Source organism: Streptomyces sp. NPDC090741, from assembly GCF_044769045.1.
Taxonomy (GTDB): domain Bacteria; phylum Actinomycetota; class Actinomycetes; order Streptomycetales; family Streptomycetaceae; genus Streptomyces.
This window is the reverse complement of the sequence record NZ_JBIVXF010000002.1, coordinates 844,139-865,327: the sequence shown is the minus strand read 5'-3', so window position 1 is coordinate 865,327 and position 21,189 is coordinate 844,139. Positions and strand designations below refer to the sequence as shown.

21 protein-coding genes are annotated in these 21,189 nt (G+C 70.3%); 5 read left to right on the top strand and 16 right to left on the bottom strand.

Annotation, left to right across the window (positions count from 1 at the left end):
- Positions 1-14 precede the first annotated feature (14 nt).
- Genes ACIQU4_RS09100 through ACIQU4_RS09090 form a run of 3 tightly spaced genes read right to left on the bottom strand, consistent with a single transcriptional unit; the run spans position 15 to position 2,607 of the window.
- Positions 15-392, bottom strand: coding sequence for a fic family toxin-antitoxin system, toxin component (locus ACIQU4_RS09100; protein WP_403727543.1), 378 nt, complete (start codon positions 390-392; stop codon positions 15-17).
- Complete coding sequence (locus tag ACIQU4_RS09095; protein WP_403727542.1) at positions 392-631, bottom strand: hypothetical protein; 240 nt, start codon at positions 629-631, stop codon at positions 392-394. Before ACIQU4_RS09095 ends, ACIQU4_RS09100 begins: the two co-directional genes overlap by 1 nt.
- Before the next feature lie 26 nt (positions 632-657).
- Positions 658-2,607 carry an FHA domain-containing protein gene (locus ACIQU4_RS09090; RefSeq protein ID WP_403727540.1) on the bottom strand — a complete coding sequence of 650 codons (1,950 nt, stop codon included), beginning with the start codon at positions 2,605-2,607 and terminating at the stop codon, positions 658-660.
- A 219-nt stretch (positions 2,608-2,826) separates the two neighbouring features.
- Between ACIQU4_RS09090 and ACIQU4_RS09085 the strand changes: the two genes are divergently transcribed.
- Positions 2,827-4,287: a serine/threonine-protein kinase gene (locus tag ACIQU4_RS09085; RefSeq protein WP_403727751.1), complete on the top strand. Its 1,461-nt coding sequence runs from the start codon at positions 2,827-2,829 to the stop codon at positions 4,285-4,287.
- A gap of 13 nt (positions 4,288-4,300) precedes the next feature.
- Here ACIQU4_RS09085 and ACIQU4_RS09080 read toward each other — a convergent pair whose 3' ends face one another.
- Positions 4,301-5,320 (bottom strand): alpha/beta hydrolase, encoded by a 1,020-nt coding sequence (locus ACIQU4_RS09080; protein ID WP_403727538.1) that lies wholly within the window; start codon positions 5,318-5,320, stop codon positions 4,301-4,303.
- A 52-nt stretch (positions 5,321-5,372) separates the two neighbouring features.
- Complete coding sequence (locus ACIQU4_RS09075; RefSeq protein ID WP_403727536.1) at positions 5,373-7,859, bottom strand: penicillin acylase family protein; 2,487 nt, start codon at positions 7,857-7,859, stop codon at positions 5,373-5,375.
- Positions 7,860-8,064: 205 nt separating this feature from the next.
- Between ACIQU4_RS09075 and ACIQU4_RS09070 the strand changes: the two genes are divergently transcribed.
- Entirely contained in the window at positions 8,065-8,733 is a 669-nt protein-coding gene (locus tag ACIQU4_RS09070) for a cutinase family protein (protein WP_403727534.1), read from the top strand.
- Positions 8,734-8,749: 16 nt separating this feature from the next.
- Here the strand turns inward: ACIQU4_RS09070 and ACIQU4_RS09065 are convergent, their stop codons facing one another.
- The 4 genes from ACIQU4_RS09065 to ACIQU4_RS09050 form a co-directional block, all read right to left on the bottom strand.
- Positions 8,750-9,805, bottom strand: coding sequence for a BTAD domain-containing putative transcriptional regulator (locus tag ACIQU4_RS09065; protein ID WP_403727532.1), 1,056 nt, complete (start codon positions 9,803-9,805; stop codon positions 8,750-8,752).
- Between the two features lie 190 nt (positions 9,806-9,995).
- Complete coding sequence (locus ACIQU4_RS09060) at positions 9,996-10,268, bottom strand: hypothetical protein (protein ID WP_403727530.1); 273 nt, start codon at positions 10,266-10,268, stop codon at positions 9,996-9,998.
- A gap of 258 nt (positions 10,269-10,526) precedes the next feature.
- Positions 10,527-11,288 (bottom strand): hypothetical protein, encoded by a 762-nt coding sequence (locus tag ACIQU4_RS09055; RefSeq protein ID WP_403727528.1) that lies wholly within the window; start codon positions 11,286-11,288, stop codon positions 10,527-10,529.
- A 21-nt stretch (positions 11,289-11,309) separates the two neighbouring features.
- Positions 11,310-11,771: an MFS transporter gene (locus tag ACIQU4_RS09050; protein WP_403727526.1), complete on the bottom strand. Its 462-nt coding sequence runs from the start codon at positions 11,769-11,771 to the stop codon at positions 11,310-11,312.
- Between the two features lie 259 nt (positions 11,772-12,030).
- Here ACIQU4_RS09050 and ACIQU4_RS09045 point away from each other — a divergent pair, with 259 nt between their 5' ends.
- Entirely contained in the window at positions 12,031-12,465 is a 435-nt protein-coding gene (locus tag ACIQU4_RS09045; protein WP_403727524.1) for a VOC family protein, read from the top strand.
- A gap of 74 nt (positions 12,466-12,539) precedes the next feature.
- Here the strand turns inward: ACIQU4_RS09045 and ACIQU4_RS09040 are convergent, their stop codons facing one another.
- Genes ACIQU4_RS09040 through ACIQU4_RS09020 form a run of 5 tightly spaced genes read right to left on the bottom strand, consistent with a single transcriptional unit; the run spans position 12,540 to position 17,034 of the window.
- Complete coding sequence (locus tag ACIQU4_RS09040; RefSeq protein WP_403727523.1) at positions 12,540-13,247, bottom strand: ABC transporter ATP-binding protein; 708 nt, start codon at positions 13,245-13,247, stop codon at positions 12,540-12,542.
- Positions 13,244-14,020 carry an ABC transporter ATP-binding protein gene (locus tag ACIQU4_RS09035; RefSeq protein ID WP_403727522.1) on the bottom strand — a complete coding sequence of 259 codons (777 nt, stop codon included), beginning with the start codon at positions 14,018-14,020 and terminating at the stop codon, positions 13,244-13,246. Before ACIQU4_RS09035 ends, ACIQU4_RS09040 begins: the two co-directional genes overlap by 4 nt.
- Positions 14,017-15,021 carry a branched-chain amino acid ABC transporter permease gene (locus ACIQU4_RS09030; RefSeq protein ID WP_403727520.1) on the bottom strand — a complete coding sequence of 335 codons (1,005 nt, stop codon included), beginning with the start codon at positions 15,019-15,021 and terminating at the stop codon, positions 14,017-14,019. The genes ACIQU4_RS09035 and ACIQU4_RS09030 overlap by 4 nt, the downstream gene beginning before the upstream one ends.
- Positions 15,018-15,896 carry a branched-chain amino acid ABC transporter permease gene (locus tag ACIQU4_RS09025; protein WP_403727518.1) on the bottom strand — a complete coding sequence of 293 codons (879 nt, stop codon included), beginning with the start codon at positions 15,894-15,896 and terminating at the stop codon, positions 15,018-15,020. The genes ACIQU4_RS09030 and ACIQU4_RS09025 overlap by 4 nt, the downstream gene beginning before the upstream one ends.
- A 1-nt stretch (position 15,897) precedes the next feature.
- On the bottom strand, positions 15,898-17,034 hold the full coding sequence (locus tag ACIQU4_RS09020) for an ABC transporter substrate-binding protein (RefSeq protein ID WP_403727516.1): 1,137 nt from the start codon (positions 17,032-17,034) through the stop codon (positions 15,898-15,900).
- A gap of 291 nt (positions 17,035-17,325) precedes the next feature.
- On the opposite strand from ACIQU4_RS09020, the gene ACIQU4_RS09015 reads away from it, so the two are divergent.
- Complete coding sequence (locus tag ACIQU4_RS09015) at positions 17,326-18,969, top strand: carboxylesterase/lipase family protein (RefSeq protein ID WP_403727514.1); 1,644 nt, start codon at positions 17,326-17,328, stop codon at positions 18,967-18,969.
- A 98-nt stretch (positions 18,970-19,067) separates the two neighbouring features.
- On the opposite strand, the gene ACIQU4_RS09010 is transcribed toward ACIQU4_RS09015, so the two are convergent.
- Positions 19,068-19,424 (bottom strand): hypothetical protein, encoded by a 357-nt coding sequence (locus ACIQU4_RS09010; protein ID WP_403727513.1) that lies wholly within the window; start codon positions 19,422-19,424, stop codon positions 19,068-19,070.
- Positions 19,425-19,626: 202 nt separating this feature from the next.
- On the opposite strand from ACIQU4_RS09010, the gene ACIQU4_RS09005 reads away from it, so the two are divergent.
- Positions 19,627-20,253: an alpha/beta hydrolase gene (locus ACIQU4_RS09005; RefSeq protein ID WP_403727511.1), complete on the top strand. Its 627-nt coding sequence runs from the start codon at positions 19,627-19,629 to the stop codon at positions 20,251-20,253.
- Positions 20,254-20,311: 58 nt separating this feature from the next.
- On the opposite strand, the gene ACIQU4_RS09000 is transcribed toward ACIQU4_RS09005, so the two are convergent.
- Positions 20,312-21,124, bottom strand: a complete 813-nt coding sequence (locus ACIQU4_RS09000) for a class I SAM-dependent methyltransferase (RefSeq protein WP_403727510.1) — start codon at positions 21,122-21,124, stop codon at positions 20,312-20,314.
- Positions 21,125-21,189: the final 65 nt, after the last annotated feature.

Here is a 21,189-nt window from a genome sequence, read left to right as displayed (position 1 = left end):
GGGCAGCGGCGGCGTCAGGTGGCGGTTGGCCAGGTCCGCAGCAGCGCGGAGATCTTGCCGGCGGAGCAGGCGGGGCTGAGGAGGAGGTCCTTGAGGGCGATGGCGTCGTCGCGGGTGGGCTTGACCCGGATTCCCGCGGCTTCGAGGTACATGACGCCGGTGGCCGCCGCGACGGCCAGGTTGGAGCGCTCCAGCCAGCGGCAGCGGCCGAGGGTGTGGACGAGGGCCGCCGCTTTGGCGTAGGGGCCGTCGTACAGCGGCTGCTCGAACAGCTCGGCCCGGTGGCGGGCGACCGCCGAGACGGGCACGCCGTAGTCGTCCGGGGCCGGGTCGCCCACCCCGGCCGCTTCGGCGACCTGCAGGATCCAGGCGACGTCGATGTGCAGTTCCATCAGGCGGCACGTGCCCCCGGAGAAGCCTGGTGGGCGTCCTCGGCCTCGTCGAAGACGCCCTGGTGCTCGGCGAGGAACCGGGCGGCGGCGTCCACCGCCCGGGCTCGCAGTCCGCTGGCGTCGTCCTGCACGAGGCGTGCGAGGTAGTCACCGATGCTCAAGCCCAGGTCGGCGGCGCGCTTCTTCGCGAGTTCCGCGATGTCCGCATCGACTCGGGCACCCAGCTGTGTTTTCGCCATGCCCCGATGGTAACAGCTGTTACCAATCAGTGTGCGACTGCTCCGTCTCTGGGCAGCGGGAGCGCCCGGGGGTCGGTCGGGCGGGGGACGAAGACCGGGGAATCCGACTGGTAGAAGAGGTCGATGTCGGCTTCCTCGCCTCCGACGATCAGGGTGTCCCAGGCGCCGCTCTCCCACAGGGTGCGCAGGGTGGCGGGGGCGATCGAGGCCAGGTGGGTGCGGAGTTCCTCGTCCGTGGGCAGGCCGGGCAGCCGCGCGCCCAGCCGGTCCCGGATCCCGGCCATCCGCTCCAGCAGCGCGTCCAGGTCGCTTCCGTCCACGGCATCGTCACCGGCCGCCGCGGCACCGGCGCGGAGGCCGGCGCCGGCCTCCGCGCTGCGCGCGATGATGTCCTTGATGGCTCGGGTGACACCCTGTTCGTCGGTGGTCACCATGGCGTTCCAGGCCCGGCTCTTGTGGCGGTACTGGAGCATGGACATCGCGGCCTCGTGCCGGATGAAGTCGGCGTCCCGCAGCGGCTTGCCCTGCCAGGCGCGCCTGAGCGAGCGGGCCAGTGAAGTGGCGGAGGCGAGACCGCTGTTGAGGCCGCGGCCCGGCCAGAAGTGGATGGCGTTGGCCGCGTCGCCCAGCAGGAAGCCGTACGTGCCGGGGCTGGTCGCGGTCGGGCGGTGCAGCTGCGCGGTGAACCGAGGGCGCTGGACCATGTCCAGCCGGAACGAGGTGATCGCGGACAGGTCGTCCTCGGCCACGCCGAACAGGTTCAGGCCCTGCCGGATCTCCTTCCACAGCGGGGAACTGCGCAGCAGGGCGGGCAGGAAGAGGGTCCCGTGGGTGGGGCAGCGGAACTCGTTGTCCTCCTCCTGCCGGCTCATCAGGCAGGGGCGGGTGGCGATGCACTCCTCGAAGACCTGGCGGACCGGGTCGATGCCGATGACGTTCTTGGCCTCCTCCCGGGTGAGCCGCATGTTCAGGAAGCCCTCGCCGCGCAGCGAGTTGAGGAGGAACCGGTTCTGCGACACGGTGAGCAGCACGCTCATCGGGTCCGGCAGCTTCGACTTGACGCGCAGCCCCAGCACGATGTCCTGGAGGTGCTCGCCGTCCAGGGAGTAGATGGAGGCGTCGGCCGCGCCGAAGCGGTCGGCGTAGTGCTCGCGGGTGCGGGAGCGGCCGCCCTCGCAGACCACCAGGACGTGCTCCTGGGTGAGCCGGTTCTGCTGCTCCTCCACGTCGAAACGCTTCGGAACCAGGCGGATCGCCGATCGCCGGTTCGCCAGGGCCAGCAGCCGGTCCTCGATGCGGGCGATCCGGATGTTGCGGGGCGGGCGGCCGTCGACGGAGTCCGGGCCGACGGGCCACATCTCGGAGTAGGCGCCCCCGTCGTCGAACAGCGCGGAGAGCACCTCCTCGGACAGGGCGAGGTACTGCCGGCTCTGGACGGTCACCACCTGCTGACGGCGGAAGTTGCCCTGGGTCTCGTCCTTCCAGACGATCTCGGGACCCTTCCTGGTCCAGCGCCCGTCGTAGAGGGTGATGGCGGTCCGGCCGGGCAGCATCTCGTCGAGCGCCAGGGCGAAGGCGAGGCCCACCGGGCCGCCGCCGGTGATGGTGACCCGCAGCGTGCCGGGGTCTGCGGCGATCGGCCGGGGGACGTCCAGGAGGGAGAGGTCCATGACCGTCTCCATGGAGTCCTGCGCCTCATAGAGGAACGTTTCGTCGCCGATCCGGACGCAGTCGTTCGGGCGCAGGACGTGCCGGTTGACGCGCTGGTCGTTGACGAAGGTGCCGTTCCGGCTGTCCCTGTCGTAGAGGACGAACCCGGCGTCCTCCGCGAGGATCTCCGCGTGCAGCCGGGAGGCGCTGGGGCTGACGATCACGACGCCGTTGTCGCTCTTGCGCCCGAAGCTGAGGGGCTCACTGCCCAGAACCACGCTCTGCCCGGTGAAGGGACCCGTGCGCCCGACGATGACCGATGGCACTGCACACTCCTTGAAAGCAACGTTGCCGACTCTTCCTACGACTGCAACACGCCATCGAGAAGGTGTTCGGTTCAACCATCTTTCGAAAATTTTCTCGCACCCGGCTGAACTCGGGGCCCGGCCCGTACGTGATGCTCACGTCGAACGGCTTTGAGAGGGAGAACCGCCCCCATGTACAACGAGGAAACCGAGACCGTGACGGAGGCCGCGCTCGCGGCCATGCCGGGTGCACCGGGCGGGGAACGGCTGATCGCGGGCCGCTACCGGCTGCTGTCCCGGCTCGGCGAGGGCGGTATGGGCACCGTGTGGCGGGCCCGCGACGAGACCCTTGACCGCGAAGTCGCCGTCAAGGAGGTACGCGCCCCGGCCGGGCTGCGGGCCGGCGACATCGCGCGGATGTACAGCCGGTTGGAGCGGGAGGCGTGGGCGGCGGCGCGGATACCCGACCGCAACGTGGTGACGGTCCACGACGTGGTCATGGACGACGACCGGCCCTGGATCGTGATGGAACTGATCCGCGGACAGTCGTTGGCCGATCTGCTGCGGGCCGAGGGGCCGCTCAGCCCGCGGCACACCGCGCACATCGGCGCGGAGGTGCTGAGCGCGCTCCGCGCCGCGCATGCCGTCGGGGTGGAGCACCGGGACGTGAAGCCGGCGAACGTGCTGCTCGCCGAGGACGGGCGGGTGGTGCTCGGCGACTTCGGCATCGCGATGGTCGAGGGCAGCACCGCCCTGACCATGACCGGCGAAGTGGTGGGTTCCCCCGAGTACTTGCCGCCGGAGCGGGCGCTGGGCCGCTCCTCGGGCCCCGAGTCGGATCTGTGGTCGCTCGGCGTGATGCTGTACGCGGCCGTGGAGGGGGTCTCCCCGTTCCGGCAGGACACCGCGCTGAGCACACTGCGGGCCGTCGTGGACGAGGAACCTCCGGTGCCGACCCGGGCCGGCCCGCTCGCCCCGGTCATCGCCGGGCTGCTCCGCAAGGAGCCCGCCGAGCGGACCCCCGCCGCCCAGGTCGCCGAGGCCCTGCGGGAGATCGCCCACGAACCGGACGCCACCACGACGGCCGGCCGCATCCTGCCGACTCCCGTGGAACCGGCCACGGCGGCGGCACCGGTCCCCGCGCCGGCACCCGCCGCTCCCGTACCCGTCGCGACAGAAACCGCCGCGCCCGTACCCGTCGCGGCAGTAGCCGTCGCGGCAGTAGCCGCCGCGTCCCAACCCACCGTCCCGCCCCGCAAGCGCCGTACGGCGGCCTTCGTCGCGGCCGGCGCGGCCGCCTGCGTACTGGGCGCCGCCGGGCTGGCCTACGCCCTCACCGGCAACGACGAGGACAGCGCGCCCGATTCGGGTGTACGCATGTCGGTCGCGGGCGCGAACACGACCTATACCGGCCGCTGCCCGACCCCCGCGAGCCAGGCCCCGGCGTTCACCGCGACCTTCACCGCGTCCGAGCCGACCCTGATCTCCTACCGCTGGGTGTCCGGCGACGGCTCGGTCGTGGATCCGCACTGGCGCACCATGTCGATCGGGGACAAGGCCAATCCCACGGGACACGACACGGTGCGCCTGACGACCTACGCGAAGGCCGGCACCCTGACCACCGGGATGGCCGTGGAACTCCAGAGCCCCACCCACACCACCTCCAACCCGGTCCCCTTCTCCATCACCTGCACCGGCTGATCCCGGCAGGAATTCAGGAGGCGAAGGACCGTTCCAGCCTGGGGATCAGGTCCCGGAGATCCTGTTCCCAGCAGCCGGCGTTGTGGCCGCCGTTGCACTGGGTGCCCCAGGCGGAACCGTCGCCGTAGTCGACGTAGTAGTAGGGCATGCCCAGGGCGTCCATGCTGTCCTTCACGTGCTTGGACGCGCTCTCGACCCAGAACTCCAAGTCGGTGACGTCTCCGCGTCCGTTGCCCACGTAGATGGAGACCCCGACCCCCGTGAGCTTGTTCATGTGCGCCGCCGGGTCCACCTCGTTGAACCTCCAGTCGGCGTTGAACACCGGGTAGGGGGAGCCGAACACGGCGTCGCTGTCCACGCCGGGCTCGTAGGCGACGAGGGAGGCGACGACGGCCATCCGCAGGTCCATGGACCGGACCGACAGGTCGATGTCCCCCGACAGGGACGCGGTCTGGCTGAACAGGTCGGGACGGACCTGGGCGTAGTGGAGGGCCCCGAACCCGCCCATGGAGACGCCCGCGACGGCCCTGGCCTTCTTGGTGGCGATGGTCCGCAGGTTCGCGTCGATGAACGGAATCACCTGCTTGAGGTGGAAGTTCTCCCAGTTCTGGGCACCGGCCTGGGTCCTCTGGTTGAGCCAGTTGGCGTACCAGCCCCGAGCGCCGCCGTCCGGAATGACGGTGATCATCTGGTCCGAGGTGGTCAGCGCCGGATAGTTCTGCCGGACCGGGTCGTCAGGAGAACCGTGCAGGAAGTACAGCACCGGATAGCGCCTGGCCGGGTCGTCGTAGTAGCCGCTCGGCAGAATGATTTTGATGTGGTGCTTGCCCGTGACCTCCGGCGTGGTCACGGTGATGTAGAAGTTGGTGGGCCCGCCTGTCGCCGTGTCCACCTGGGTCAGGCCGAACCCGTCCGCCATCGGCGGCGGCGCGGTGCGCTCGGCGGCCTGCGCCGAACCTGCCGGCACGGCCATCGCCACCATGGCGGCCGTCAATGCCACCACCATGCGCCACCGACTCGTCTTCCTCATCATGGTGTTCCCCCCTCGGGAGCCTTTTCGTCGGAATCCTGATGAAAGAGCGGCCTCAGGAAAGGACCTTGATCTCCAGAGCCGGCGAAGCCGCGATCTGGTCCTCGGTGAACCGTTCCGTCACCCACTGGCCGGCCGAGAACAGCTTGGTCTGATCGACGTAGTGCGGAGAGTTCGGGTTGGCCGACTGGGAGTAGGCCAGCACCGAGGAGGCCTGTGGCGGGCCGTCGGCGGTGAACTTCACCTGCTGGATGAAACTGGACCCGAAGACGATGTCCGGCTTCCCTTCGACCATGCCGGGAGTGACCACGTTCAGTACGCCGAGCTCGCTGATCGAACCGTGGATCGGGATCTGCTCACCGCCCCGGGTGATCTTCTGGACGTCCGACAGCGGCGCGTTCAGCGCAATACCCGCCTTGCGCAGCGCGAGCACCGCCCGGCCGAACGCGTCCCGGACGGCAGAGCTTCCGGGGTCCAGCGAATTGGGCGTGTGCACCGGGTCCTTGGGGTCGAAGGGCACCCGCCACGGCAGTTTCTCGATCGCCTGCCCACCGAGCAGGAAGGCCCAGTAGTTCTCGAACAGCCACGATCCCCGGCTGTCCGCAGAGTAGTTGTGGTCCCTCCACGCGGCCAGGACCGGACACGCCTCGCTCACGTTGACCAGATTGCCGTCCACCAGGATGAGCCCGAAGGGAACGCTCCGGCACATCGTCACCGTGGCGTCGAGCGCCAGGTCGGCCGCCCTGCTGTTGTCGGCGAACAGCAACTGCCGCATGTTTTCCGGTGTGAAACCCCTGCCGGGCAGGCCGTCCGTGCCGTTGATCCGGTTCTGCGCGGTCAGGATCAGCTCCTGGGTACGCAGCGATCGGGGCGCGGCCGTATCACCCATCACCCTGGGGAAGGACAGCGGCTGCTCGGGGTTGGCCAGCCAGGCGCTGTCGTTGGCGTTGCCGGCGAAGTCCTTGCGGATCAGGCGCGGCTGCTTGTGCGGGTCCAGCAGTCCCGGCGCGACGGCGTTCGGGTCATCGGGCCAGTCGCACGCGCTGCGTTTACCGTCGAAGATGGAGACCGGCGGCACGTTCGGCAGCCGCAACTCCTGGTTGAACAGCAACCGCCCGGTCAGGGTGAGGCAGGACTCCGCGTGCTCGTCGGTGATGTTCGGGGTGGCCTGGATGTCCGCGTACAGCGCGTTGCCCTTGCGGTCGGAGGCGACGGTGTTGAAGAAGGGGACGCCCTGAGTGGTCTCCAGGGTGTTGACCACCTCGTCGACGTCCTTGGCCCGGTCGAGGTGGAACCAGGTGTTGAGCGCCCGCAGATTGTCCATGTTCACGTCGCGCACCGCGTGGGCGCTGACCACCCATGGCAGCGGGATGCCGAGCACGGAGGTGACGATCGGGCCGTACCGGGTGGACCACAGCGTCCTGGTGACCTTGCCGATGGAGCCGTCGGCGTTCAGTACGTCGACACCGACCTGCTGCGAGGTCATCTGCTGCCAGGCCCCGTCGACCAGGTAGTTGGTCGGGTTCAGCGGGTCCACCTGTACGTCGAACAGCCCGAACGGGGCCACCGTGGCGACCGTGTGGCTCCAGGCGACGTCCTCGTTGTGCCCGATGTTGACCGCGGGGAATCCGAGCAGGCTGGCCCCGGAGACGTTGATCTTCCCCGGGATCGTCAGCTGGCTCTGCCACATCCGGTTCTTGCCCTGCCACGGGAAGTGCGGGTTGGCCAGCAGCATGCCGGTGCCCCCGGACACGCCCTGTGAACCCACCGCCAAGGCGTTGCTGCCCATGCTCTGTTGCCGGCTGACGGCCAGCGCGTCCCGGATCTTCGAGGCGGTCTCCTGGGGCGAGGATGCCGGCGGCGCGGCGGCCGAGGACCCCGGGGGCGCGGCCGTCACCTGGCCGTCCAGCAGCGGATCGGCGCTGCCCATGATGATCTCGGCGTGCGCGTGCCGGTAGACGTCCAGCTCCGTGATCGGCCGCACCCAAGCCGCACCGCGGCAGGCCGGGTCGGAGATGTTGTTCACGCCCGTCTCGGCCAGGTACCTGTTGTACCCCTGGACATAGCCGCGAATGGCCTCTTTGACCTCCGGCTCCGGCCCGTTGGGGGCGGGCTGGTCGATCAGCCGCTCCACCACCCGGTTGTCGTTGATCCGCTGGAAGTACAGGTCGCTGTTGAGATTGGTGGTGGTGTTCTGATTCTCGCCGGGGCTCGTCTTGCCGTCGGGGCCCAGGTAGCGGGACCTCTGGGCGTTGACCATCAGATAGGTGTCGGCCAGCGTGCAGACGTTGTCCTTGGCCGCGGCGTATCCGTAGCCCGTTCCCAGCCCCTCCCAGTTCGAGGCGGTGATGTGCGGGATTCCGTACTCCGTGTATCGGATCGTCGGCTTGTCCGGCCCTTGTCCGGCGGTCGCCGACCCGGCCGATGACCCGGCGGCCGATGACCCGGCGGCCGGCGATCCGGCGGCCGCCATCGTGCTCATCACCGCCACCGCGGCCATGACCGCCATCGGCAGCCTCGCCATGAATCTCCTCCGCGCCATCGAGCCGTCCTTCCCCTGTGGTCCAGGCCTTCGTCCGAACGCGGCCACGCTAGGGAGGAGCGATGAAATCCCGATGGAGCCTGCGCGCCGCCGCGGGTTTCATCGGGATGTCATCGGCCGCTGCCACTGTCGTCCGGTGACCTTGGCCGACTGCGTTCCGCATCGGAATGCGGACGCGTGGGCCGACTACTTGGGGAGGAATCGAATGCGAGCCAGAAGGATCGCGGCCGTGGCAGCCGGGTTTCTGCTGACGGTCGGGCTTTCAGCGGTACAGGGGGCCAACGCGCAGGGGGCCGCGGCAAAGGCGACGGCTTCGTGCGAGGGCACGTACACGATCGTCGTCGGGGGCACCGGCAGTTCGTGGAACAACGACGGCTTCTACGGCAACATCCAGCAGCACGTCGGGTACCCCACCCAGATCCCCAACGGCGCGAGCACCCGGGCGGGCGTCAATGAGCTGAACCGGCTGGTCCGCGACCAGCGTGCCGCGTGTCCGGGCCAGCACGTCAAGATGGCCGGGTACTCGTTGGGCGCCGGCGTGGTGCACGTCTGGGTCACCGAGAACTCGCAGACGTTCGACAACGTCAACGCCATTCTCATCGCGGACCCCAAGCGCCAGGGCCCTCCCGGCGCCAACGGAGGGTCCGTGCCGTTCGGCGGCATCATCGGCGCCCCGCTCGCCGGTGCCGACAGGACCTTCGGCAACGTGCCCGTCAAGACCATCTGCCACTGGGACTACGTCTGCGACGAGTCCGCCGGCATCTGGACCTACCCGAACAACCACGTCAGGAACTATCCCGAAGACTTCAACATGGATCACCACAACGACAGCGCCAGCGAGCAGTGGTACAACGGCGCCTGGTACCCCTGGTAACCACGGAGCGGATTCCTCACCACCTGTCAACGGCCGAGCAGTCGGCTGCTGACAGGTGGTCTCCGCGCAGGATCATCTCGTACGTCTGCCGCAGCATCCGGCTCGGCAGAACCCCCAGGTCCTCGGCCAGACGGCGGCGGGCATGGTCGAAAACGGTCAGGGCCTCTGTCTGCCGTCCGCTGCGGTGGAGCGCGCGCATCAGCGTCGCGGCCACCGGCTCGTTCAGCGGGTGCGCGGTGGACAGGGCGAACAGCTCGGCGATCGCTTCGAAGTGCCGGCCCAGCCGGAGCTGCCACTGCGCCTTCCGCTGTACGACGGCGACCCTGCGCTCGGTGAGCCGCAGCCGCTCCACCTCGGCGAGCGGCCCGGGCAGGCCGGCCAGGGGCTCCCCGCGGAACAGGTCCAGGGCCTCGGAACACAGGCGGACCACCTCGGTCCCCTCGCCCGCCCGGTCGGCCCTCCCGACATCGGTGAGCAGCCTCTCCATGCGCGCCACGTCCACTTCGACGGCGCCGGGGGCGAGGCGGTAGCCACACCGGTCGTGCTCGATCAGCGAGTCCGGGCCGTCCCCCGTGCGCAGGGCCTTGCGCAGTCGGTAGACGTACACCGGCACCACGTTCGTGAGGGGCGACTCCATTCCCCATACTCCGTCGAGCAGTTCCTGCCGGCTGACGGTCCGCCCCGCGCCCAGCGCGAGCGCGGCGAGTACGGATTGCTGGCGCAGGTGCCCCAGGTTCAGGGGTCGCCCGTCCTGCCATGCCTGCAGCGGTCCGAGGAGGGAGATCCGTACTCTCGGTCTCGCCTTCGGCACCACGGCAGCTCGCGGCACCGGGCTCGCGTCCTGCGTGCGCGGGCCGCTGCCGGGGACGACGAGGCCGCAGTCGAAGGCGTGGACGATGGCGGCAGCCCGGTCGCGCAGCCCGAGTTTCGCGAGGATGCGCGCGAGGTGTCCGGCCACCGCGTCTTCGGGGATGGCGAGGTCGGCGGCGATCTCGTCGTCCCGCAGGCCGCAGCCGACGGCATGGAGCACCCTGCGCTCCTGCTGCCTGAGCGTGGTGGCAGTCGTCGGCATCACTGCTCCCTGGGCTGGTCGGGCCGGCGTACGCGGTCGCCAAGGTAGTGGCGGGAGCACCGCCCAGGGCATCCGGAACGTTCCGGAGTGACATGGAACCCGGCCGCTCCGGCGGTGTGCGGAAGACGCGGGAGAGCCCCGCCGGGCGCGTGTCCGGCGGGGCTCTCCCGAAGGGTTCAGACCGTACGGGCTACCAGGGCGGCAGCCGCAGGCCCGCCGCGCGCCTCGGCTCCAGGAAGTCCTCCCGAAAGATCTCCAGGGAGGCCCTCAGCAGCGGGATGCCGACCTCCGCACCGAGGTGGGCCAGCGTGGCCGACTCCTCGTCCATGCGGAACTCCAGCAGCAGCCCACCACGGCCGGCCCCGGTCATCTCCACCACTTCCATGGCGTCGAATTCCTCGCTGCCGAGCACGGTGAGGGCGGCGTACTCGCGCGCCCCTACGCTGAAGAGCCTCATAGCCATCCCTCGAATTGCAGTCCGCCGCCGCGCAGACTCCATCTCGCGCCGCGGCCGGTGGATTTCTCGATGGTGTCGAGAACGTGCCCACCCTAGAAGGAGGAACGGCAGGTACTTCGACCACGCCACGTGGCGGGTCGGCGACTTCAACGGCGACGGCCGCGCCGGCGCCGCCCTGGTGCCCGCAGCCGCACCGCGCTGACCCGGCCTGCCGGCCCCGGGCCCCGTACCGCCGCATCACCATGGCGGTGCGGGGCCCTTCTCCTACCCCGATGCCGCATCGATCCGCGGGGTGTCCCGATCGTGGGCCGGTTCCTGTACCGGCCCCGCGGGCTTTGTGTCAGGACGCAGGGCAGCCACCGGAACAGCTGCTCCGAACAGTGCGATGAGCATGATCCAGGCCGCGCCGACGTGCATGGCGTGAAGGAACGCGTCATCGGCGGCGTGCGCGAGAGCGGGCCGGTGGATCGCGGTCGCGACATGGCGGGCCTGTTCGGCGGAGACCCGCGCCCGGTCCCGCGCCGGCCCGGGTACATCACTCAGCGAGGGTTCGATCTCGCCCCGGTAGACGATCGACATGATCGTGCCGCCGACCGCGATCCCGATCACGCTGCCGGCCTGTCGCACGGTGTTGGTGACGGCCGACCCCGCCCCGGCCCGTTCCGGCGGCAGGGAGTTGATCAGTGCAGCAGTCACCGGGCCGATCACCATGCCGATGGAGAGTCCCCGGGCCAACAGCAGGATCTCGATCCGCAAGAGTGGGGTCTGCAGCCCGAGGTACCCGTACGCGCCCGTGGTCAGCGCCGCCGCGGTGAGCGCCGGCGCGGCGACGGGGCGAAGCGAACAACGGCGGACCAGACCTGCTCCGAGAGGCGCCCCCAGGATCGCACCGAACGTCCGCTGCGCGAGCAGTCGGGGGTCGAAGCCGGGCGCATTGCTTCGCAGTTCGACGCATACGAAAGCGGCCAGCAGGACCAGTCCGACGGCGATCGGCGCCCGGACGTCCGTACGACCCCAGGCGGCCACCTGCCCCGCACGGATCAGCCCCTACGCCAGCGCCGCCAGCCCGGTGATCGACAGCACCATCCCGGCCGGGTCCAGCGGCCGCAGGACGGGGCTGCGGAAATTCGGGACCAGTACGGCGATCCCGGCCAACGCCAGTGCCACGACGGGGACATTGATCAGGAAAACCGAGCCCCACCAGAAATGGCCGAGAAGAAATCCCGCCAACACCGGACCAACTGCCGTTCCGACACCCGCGGATGTCGAGAAGGTGGCGATCGCGGCAGCCCGGGCGGGGCCCGTGAACGTCCACATGAGGATGACCAAGTTGGTGAACATCAAGGTGGCGAAGGACAGAGTGTACGAGCCTGTGGCCCATTGAAGCCCGGCCGGGCTGGCATCCAGTCCGCGGACCGGGTCCGCGAGGGCCTCCAGGGTGGTACTCAGGACGGTGTTGTCCAGCCAGATCAGCAGTGAGCACAACATGAGAACGGCAAGGACTGTCAAATTCCGAATACCCGTGAACAGACTGCCGGTTTAGCGAATCTCCGGGGCCATATCGCTCTGCATTTGTCAATTGAAGTTCCCGCGCATGAACCATTGGTTTCGGCGAGCCACCAGGGGCATCTCGTCACTCCCCTGTCAATGGCAAAGGGCGACGTCGCCCTCATGGGCTGTCAGCGCGGTTCCCCGGAACCTCTCCCCCATCAACATGCGTACGCCTACTGGGGGATGAGCAGCGGAGTCCACCTGCTAAGGTGCGCCGATGTCATCGATCAAGAAGATTCAAGTCACCTTCGACTGCGCAGAACCTGAGCGCGTCGCTCGCTTTTGGTGCGAGGTGTTGGGGTACGTCGTACCGCCGCCGCCGGAGGGGTTTGCCACTTGGGACGACTACGATCGATCGCTGCCGCCCGAACGTCAGGGTGCGGGGTTCGTCTGCATGGATCCCACAGGTGTGGGCCCGCGCATGTACTTCCAGCGCGTTCCCGAGGGCAAGGCCGTCAAGAATCGGGTGCATCTTGACGTGCGGGTCGGAACCGGGCTCGTAGGCGAAGAGCGCGTGGCCACGCTTGAGGCCGAGTGTGAACGACTGGTCGCGCTCGGCGCTGCGCGCGTCCAACTACTGCGTGCCGATGAATACAACGAGTCGTGCCTCCTGATGCAGGACATCGAAGGCAACGAGTTCTGTCTCGACTGAGCATCCTCCGAGACGGCAACGCCGGGAGCCGTTCGGTCCGGCACCGAACGGCTCCGGAAGGCGGGCGGGCCCGCTCAGTCGACGCCGAGCAGGCGGCGCCTGTCGTCGGGGCGGGAGGCGAATTCCGCGCAGGGCGCCCGGTGGACGATGCGGCCCTTCTGCATGACGGCGACGTCCTGGGCCACGGAGAAGGCGAGCCCCAGGTTCTGCTCGACGAGGACGACCGACATGCCCTGCGCGCCCACCTCCCGGATCACCTCACCGACCTGGGCGACGATCGCGGGCGCGAGGCCGTCGGACGGCTCGTCGAGCAGCAGCAGGCGCGGATTGCCCAGCAGGGCCCTGGCGATCGCGAGCATCTGCTGTTCCCCGCCCGAGAGCTGGTCCCCGCGGTGCCCGAGCCGCTCTCCCAGCCGCGGCAGCATGTCGAGGACGCGGGCCCTCGTCCACGGGCCCGTCGCCGGACGCCGAGAGGCGATCGTCAGGTGCTCGGCCACGGTCAGCGGCGCGAACACCCGCCGCCCCTGGGGGACGACGGCGACCCCGGCCCGGGCGATCACGTCGACGCGGGCTCCGGCGATCTCCCGGCCGTCGAGGGTGACGCTGCCCCCGTACGGCCGTACGAGCCCCATGACGGTCGAGATGAGGGTGGTCTTCCCGACCCCGTTGCGCCCGAGGACGGCGACGATCCCTCCCGCGTCGAGATCCAGGTCTACACCACCCAGGACGACGCCCCCGGCGTAGCCGGAGCGCAGCTCGCGCACGCTGAAGAACGGTTTCACGAGGGGACCTCCGTGGTGCCGAGGTAGGCGCTCTGGACTGCGGCGGAGGCCCGTACCTCGTCGGGGGCGCCGGTCATCAGGTGTCTGCCGAGGTGCATGACGGTTACCGTGTCGGCGAGTTCGAAGACCATGTCGAGGTCGTGTTCGACGAGGAGTACGGTCACCTCGCCGGGCAGGGCGGCGAGCAGTGCGGTGAGCCGCGCGGTCTCCGCGGGAGACATGCCGGCTGCCGGCTCGTCCAGGAGCAGCAGCCGGGGGTCGGTGGCGAGCGCGACGGCGACCTCCAACTGCCGCCGCTCGCCGTGCGAGAGTTCGGCCGCCGCGAGCTCGTGCCGCGTTGGCAGACCCACCTGGTCGAGCAGTGCGTGCGCCTGCGCGATGGCCTGCGGCCGGGCAGCGACCCTCCGCAGGCCCCCGAGCCCTACCCCGGGCCTGCGCAACAGGGCGAGCAGGACGTTCTCCAGCACGGACTCGCGCAGGAAGAGACTGGAGTGCTGGAACGTCGCCGCGACGCCGAGCCCGACCCGGCGGTACACGGGCAGCCGGGTCACGTCCTTCCCGTCGAGGAGGATCGATCCGGCGGTGACCGGCAGCGTTCCGGAGATCAGGCCGAACAGGGTCGACTTGCCTGCACCGTTCGGGCCGATGATCGCGTGCCGCGCCCCCGCCCGCACGGTGAGGGAGACCTCGTCCAGAGCCCGGAAGGACCCGAAGTGCCGGGACACGTTGCGTAGTTGCAGTAGAGCGGAGTGGTCGTGGGTCCGGTCTGTCACGTCGTTCTCTTTCGGGTGGGCCCCAGCGGCAGCCGTACGCCGGCCAGCCCGCGGGGCAGCGCGTAGACGGCGACGACGAAGAGCAGTCCGAGCAGCAACGGGCCGCGCCCGGCGACGGCTTCGAGGTTTCCGAGGTAGTCGCGGGTGAGCCAGACCAGTGCGGCGCCCGCGCAGGCCCCCCACAGGGAGCCGGAGCCGCCGATGACGACGGCCAGCAGCGCCAGGGCGGCGATCTCGAATCCGGCGTCGCCGGGCGAGACGAAGCGCTGTACCGAGACCCACAGGGCTCCGGCGGCGCCCGCCAGCGCCCCGGCCCCGCAATAGACGGTCAGGGCGTAGCGCTGCGTCGGATAGCCGATCGCCCTCATCCGCGGCTCGTTGTCCCGGATTCCGCGCAGGGCGAGGGCGAACGGGGTCGAGCCCAGGCGGGAGGCGGCCGCGAAGAGCAGCAGGAACACGGCCAGTACGTAGAAGTAGACCAGCCCGTCCAGCGCCAGTGCGGACATGCCGGGCAGTGGTACGACGGGCGGGATGCCCGATACGCCGTCGGTGCCGTTCGTCAGCGACTTCCAGTTGACGGCGGCGCTGTACGCGATCTCGCCGATGGCCAGGGTCAGCATCAGGAAGACCACGCCCCGGGCCCTGATCGCCAGCCATCCCGTCGGTACGGCCACCAGCGCGGAGACGCCTGCGGCGATGAGGAGTTGGAGGATTCCGATGTCGGTGAGGCGCGTCGCCACGATGGCGGCGGTGTAGGCACCGACTCCGAAGTAGGCCGACTGGCCGAGGGTCGGCAGTCCGGTCAGGCCGGTGAGCAGGTTCACGCTGACGGCGAGGAGTCCGAACACCAGGATCCGCGACAGGGTGCCGATGGCGTACGGGCCGAGGACGAAGGGGGCCAGGGCGAGTGCGAGGACCGCGACGGTCACGGACAGCCGCCGTCCGGCGGCGCCGGAGGTTCCGGCGGTGCGCGCCGCGCCGATGGTTCCGGTCGGGCTCATGCACGCACCGCCGACGGGACCAGGCCGTGCGGCCGGACGACGAGCACGATCAGCATCGTCCCGAAGAGGAGGAAGGGAGCGTACTCGGGGAGCAGCGCCACCCCCAGGGTCTGCACCTGCCCGATGAGGAGCGCTCCGGCGAGCGCGCCGCGGACCGATCCGAGGCCGCCCACGACCACGACGACGAGCGACAGGACGAGTACGGTCTCGTCGACACCGGGCCCCGGGCCCAGGATCGGTGCCCCGAGGACCCCGCCGACCGCCGCCAGGGCCGCGCCGGAGGCGAAGACCCCGTAGAGCACCTTGCGGACGTCGACCCCCAGCGCGCGCACCATGTCCCGGTCCGCGACGGCGGCCCGTACCAGTGCTCCGAGCGAGCTGCGCTCGAAGACGAGGTACACGAGGAGCGCGAGGCCTGCCGCAACGCCGATGAACACGAGCCGGTACACCGGATACGCGTGGCCGAGGAGGTGCACCGTCCCGCGCAGGGCCGTTGGCGGGTCCGTGGGCAGCACGTCGCCGCCGAAGGCCGCGGCGAGCAGGTCCGCGACGATGAAGGTGATGCCGAGCGTCAGCAGGGCCTGGTCCAGGTGCCCGCGCCGGGCCAGCGGCCGGGTGAGGAACGTCAGTGCGGCCCCGCCCGCACCGCCCGCCAGGGCGCCGGCGGCCAGCGCGAGGACCAGGCCCCACAGGGTGCCGTCGGACAGGGCGTAGGCCACGTACGCCCCGGCCAGGTAGAGCGTGCCGTGGGCGAGGTTCAGCACGTCCATCATGCCGAAGACCAGGGAGAGTCCGGCCGCGATCGTGAAGAGCAGCAGACCGAAGGCAACCCCGTCGACGACGCTGACGAGGTTGCCGTTCAACCATCCGGTCATGTCAGCCGCCCAGCCGGCCGAGCTCGGCGGTCACGGTGTTGGCGCCCTGCTTGACCTCGCGCAGGTACCAGGGCTGGACGGGCGTACCCGCGTCGTTGAACTTCCAGCTGCCGCGCGGGCTGTCGACGTCCCCCACCTTGGCGATGGCGGCGTTGACCGATTCCGAGGTCACGGTGCCGGTGCCGGTGCCGCCGGCCGCCTTGATCGCCTTGTCGAGCACCTGCGCCGCGTCCCAGGAAGCCATCGCATAGGTGGTGGCAGGGGCGCCGAAGGCGGACTGGTAGGCCGGCGCGAACTGCTTGTTGGCCGCGTTGTCCAGGTCCGCGCCGTAGTTGAGCGCGGTGAGGATGCCGTCGGCGGCCTCTCCCTGTCCCTTCAGTACGCCGCCCTCGGTGAGGAAGCCGGGCCCGTAGAGCGGGATCTTGCCGGCCAGACCGAAGTCCCGGTACTGCTTGACGAAGTCGACGGCCGCGCCGCCCGCGTAGAAGCAGAAGACCGCCTTCGCACCCGAGTTCTGGATCTGCGCGAGGTACGGCTGGAAGTTCTTCGTTCCCGGAAACGGGGTGTAGACCTCCTCCCCCGCGAGCTCGCCCCCGGCCGGGAGGAAGGTGGACTTGAACCCTTCCACCTCGTCCTTGCCCGCCTGGTAGCCCGCGGCGATCAGGTAGACGGGACCGCCGGCCTTCTCGGCGACGTACTTGCCCAGCGCCTTGCCCGGCTCGTCGTTGACGTACGACGTGCGCCAGATGTATTTGGTCCCGGTCAGTGTCGTCGGCGAGGCGTTCGAGCCGACGAGCGGGACCTTGCTCGTCTCGAAGAGGTCCTTGACCCCGTTGATGGTGGCCGAGCTGACCACCCCGCTCACCGCCAGCACCCGGTCCTGCTTGACGAGCTTCTCCGCCGCCGCCTTGCCGGAGTCGGCCGTCTCCCCTTCGTCGGCGATCACGATCTGCACTTCCCGGCCGCCGAGTTTGCCGCCGTGCTGCTTGACGTAGAGCTCGAAGCCCTGCTTCATGTCGTCGCCGAGCGCCTTGTACGTCCCGGACTGCGGGACGAGGAGCCCGATCTTCACGGGCCCGTCCTGCTCGTCGCCGTCGCCGGTCCCGAGGCTGGCGCCACCGCATGCGGTGGTCAGCAAGAGGCCCGTTGTGACGGCGAGCAGTCCAACGGGACGAAACCGACCTGCCATGGAGACTCCGTACGTTGTCAGCCGGCCCTGGTGGACCGGGTGTTGCCGATGGGGTGCCTGGAGGGTGACACGTGTCTATCGTGCAATTGGGACGGTCGTCAATAGTTCGCGAGATACTGAACGGCGAGACCCTCCCACCCCTTGACCCCACTCGCAGATGTGCCGTAACACTTGCGGTCGTCAAATCCCCGCCATGCCGACTCGGCGGCGGTCCCGCGATCAGTCAGGGAGTGAAGCACCATGACCGACGATCCATCGCGACGCAAAGTCCTCAAGAACAGCACGGTGTTGGCCGGAGCGGCACTGCTCTCCTCCGGGATCCCGGGTGGGTACGCGGCGCAGGCCGCGGCCGCCCCGCAAGCGGACGACCCCTCGCCCGTCGTGGACCTGCCCGCGGGCCGGCTGCGCGGAGCCGTCGAAGGAGATCTCACCGTCTTCAAGGGCGTTCCCTACGCGGCGCCACCGGTCGGCGCCCTGCGCTGGCGGCCCGTCCAGCCCCATCCCGGCTGGTCGGGAACGCGCGACGCCACCGTGTTCGGCCCCAGCGCGCCGCAGCTCTACCGGGAGGGAGGCGGCGACCCGGTGCTCGGATCGCACGGCTCGCCCCCGTTCGACGAGGACTGCCTCACGCTCAACGTCTGGACCCCGCACGCCGACAACGCCAAGCGGCCGGTGATGGTCTGGATCCACGGCGGCGGCTTCATCTCCGGCTCCGGCTCACTGCCGATCTACTCCGGCGAGACCTTCGCGCGCGACGGCGACCTCGTCGTGGTGACCATCAACTACCGGCTCGGGCCGCTGGGATACCTCTACTTCGGCGAGGACGGCGCCGGCGGGAACTTCTGGCTCACCGACCAGCTCGCCGCACTGCGCTGGGTACGGGACAACGTCGCCGCATTCGGCGGGGACCCGGACAACATCACCCTCGCCGGTCAGTCCGGCGGCGCGTTCTCGGTCGCCGCGCTGGCCGGCGCCCGGCCCGCGGGCCGCCCGCTGTTCCGGCGCGCCATCCTGCAGAGCCCGCCGCTCGGGCTGCAGATCCCCACGCGTACGGAGTCGTTGCAGCGCAGCGCCACCTTCCTCGACATCCTCGGCGCCAAGGACGTGGCGCAGCTGCGGACGCTGCCCTGGCAGCAGCTGATGGGCGCCACCATCGAGATGTTCAAGCGCACCGGACGGTGGGGGTACTGGTCGACCCCGTACCTGCCGGTGATCGACGAGGTGACGCTGGACCGCCACCCCTCCGACCTGCTGCTCAGCGGTCCGGGGGCGGACATCGACATCCTGATCGGCTGTACGAGGGAGGAGGCCAACTTCGCCTTCGCGCTCGACCCGACGTACGCCGCCGCGACCAAGGAGCAGGTGCTCGCACGCGCGCGGGACACTTTCGGAAACCGGGCGTCCGAGGCGTACAGCGCGTACGAGGAGGCCCGGCCGGGCGCCCGGCCTGTGGACGTGCTCATGGACCTGATCAGCGACGACCTGTTCCGGATGCCCGGCCTGGCGCTCGCCGAACGGCGGGCGGCGGCCCGCAAGCGGCCGGTCTGGGCCTACCAGTTCGACCTACCGACGCCCGCGTACGGCGGCAAACTGGCGGCGCCGCACTGCCTGGAGCTGCCGTTCGCCTTCGACAACTTCGACAAGTGGTCGGAGGCGCCGTTCCTGACGGGGCTCGACCCCCGGATCCGTGAGGGGCTCGCCTCGACCGTGCACGCGGCGTGGATCTCCTTCATCCGCACCGGCGATCCCAACCACCGGGCCATGCCGAACTGGCAGCGCTACGAACGGGACTCCCGCACCACGATGAGCCTGGACTCGGTCACCGCCGCGACGAACGACCTCGCCGGCTACTGGCGCCGCCTCCGCCAGCCGACGGGCACCTAGGCCGTGTCGTCAAAGTCCCGTCTGGCTGGCGCCACTTTGACGACACTCCCTGGCCCGGGCAGGGCCCCCGGCGGGCGGGGGCCCCGTTCGTGAGCCGGTCAGTGCTCGTCGAGGAAGACGACCGACCGGAGCTTCAGGCGGTCCGTGGCCGGCCGTCCCTTGGGCTTGAGCGTCCAGGAGTCTCCGGTGCAGTCGGGCTCGGTGAAGACCATCGCCCAGGCCGCGGTGTCGTTGTGCGGCGCGAAGGCGGGCTCCGAGGCGGACGGGTCCGCGGCCTCGGCGATGGTGATGCAGACGTAGCTCTCCGGGTCGTGGAGCGTGACCTCTTGGACCTCGCCGCTGAAGCCGACGAACTTGTAGCCGAAGTCGCCGGTGGTGGCGTGGGCGGGCGCGGCCAGGACGGTCGTGAGGGCGAGGGCACCGCAGGCGGCGGTGACGGCGTGCCAAAGACGCACGGGAATTCTCGATTCATGAGGACGATCAAGGTCATCCGCACCCGTACCGCGCCGCCGCCGCGTCCATGCGGCGCCGTGAAGCCGGAAGGTTTCTCCGCCACCCGTCCGGCGGAATCAACTCCTGCCGGACCGACAGGGGCGCTGGGCAGAAGCCACGTCGTCGCCGGTGCACAACGCCGCCGCCGATGACGGAGAACCGCCGATGCAGACCCGTTTGGCCGATGACCCTCGCAAGCGAGCGGTGTGGGGGACATCCCTCGTCCTGATCGCCGTCACCGTGCTCCTCGGGGGCGCGCCCGGGGCGGCCACGGCGACACCCCTCACCGCCCCGCCCGTTCCCGTCCTGTCCTGGGGCCCCTGCGACGGAGCGGACGCCGACGACCCGGGCGACGGCTTCGAGTGCGCGACCGCCCGGGTGCCCCTGGACCACCGCAGGCCCACCGGGCGTACGATCCCGCTACCGGTCACCCGACGCCCCGCGGCCGACACGGCGCACCGCACCGGTGTCCTGGTGCTGCACCCCGGCGGACCCGGCAACTCCGGCGTGGACTTCGCCCGTGACAGCTACGACGACACCCCGTACCAGGACGCGGTGGCCCTCGCGGGGACGCTGGACAGCGGACGGCTGCTGACGTTCGCCGGTGAAGGGCACACCGTCTACGACCGGAGCGCATGCGTCAGCGCCCTGGCCACGGACTACCTCGCCGCCCTGGCGCTCCCCGCACGGGGCACCGTCTGCTCGGACGAAACGCCACCGGAGCCGCTCGGCCGCCGCACCACGGGCATCGAGGTGGACGAGACCCGCGATGCGATCCCCACCCTCCGCTGAGCACCCGCGCCGTCGTCCGACCGGGGCCGCAGCCCAGCGCGCCTCGGCCCACCACCCCTCAGTCCGTCCCGGCGCGCCGGGCGGTGATGATCCAGGCCCGGGAGTCGAACCGGACGCCGTCGTCACCCAGATGCGCGGCGAGCGCCACGCCCAGGTTCTCGACGGCGCGTGGCACGGCGGCCGGATCCAGCCCGTTCAGGATTGCGCTGGTGCACGTGAAGCCGCGGACCCAGTCGAGGGCGGCGACCACGTCCGGACCGTAGTAGACCCGTTCGTGGACGTCGGTGAACGCGACGTCGGCGAACCCCGAGGCCTGGAGGATCTCCTGCACGGCCGGCGGATCGCCGAGCGAGAACGGATCGCCCCCCTCGGAAGCACCGGCCGCCGGCCCCTCGGCCGCTCCGAGGGACCGGCGGATGGTGACGTCCCATGCGTTGCGCTCGCGGGCCTGCCAGACCATCATCACCAGGCGCCCGGCCGGGCGCAGCGCCCGCCCGATGTTGGCGAACGCGGCGACGGGATCGTCGAAGAACATGGTCCCGAACCTGCTGATCACCAGGTCGAATCGCTCCGGCCGAAAGCGGTGGACCTGGGCGTCGGCCTGTTCGAACGCGACGTTGCGCAGTCCTTCGGCCCGAGCCAGCTCGCGGGCGCGCCCGATCGCGGGCGCCGAGATGTCGACCCCGAGCACACTGCCCGCCCGGGCCCTGCGCGCGGCCTGGCGGGTGGTCTGCCCGGTGCCGCAACCGATGTCGAGGACGTGGTCGTGGAGCCGGACGCCGGCCGCCCGGCGCAGCACCTCGTTGTGGCGCCGCAGCTCGGCGTCGTAGCCGCCGGTACCGGGCGCGTGATCGCCCGTGGCGTGTCGCATCGCAGTCCCTTCACGTCGGCCCGGGGCCGCCTGGGCGCCGTTGATCACCGGTAACCATCATGGCC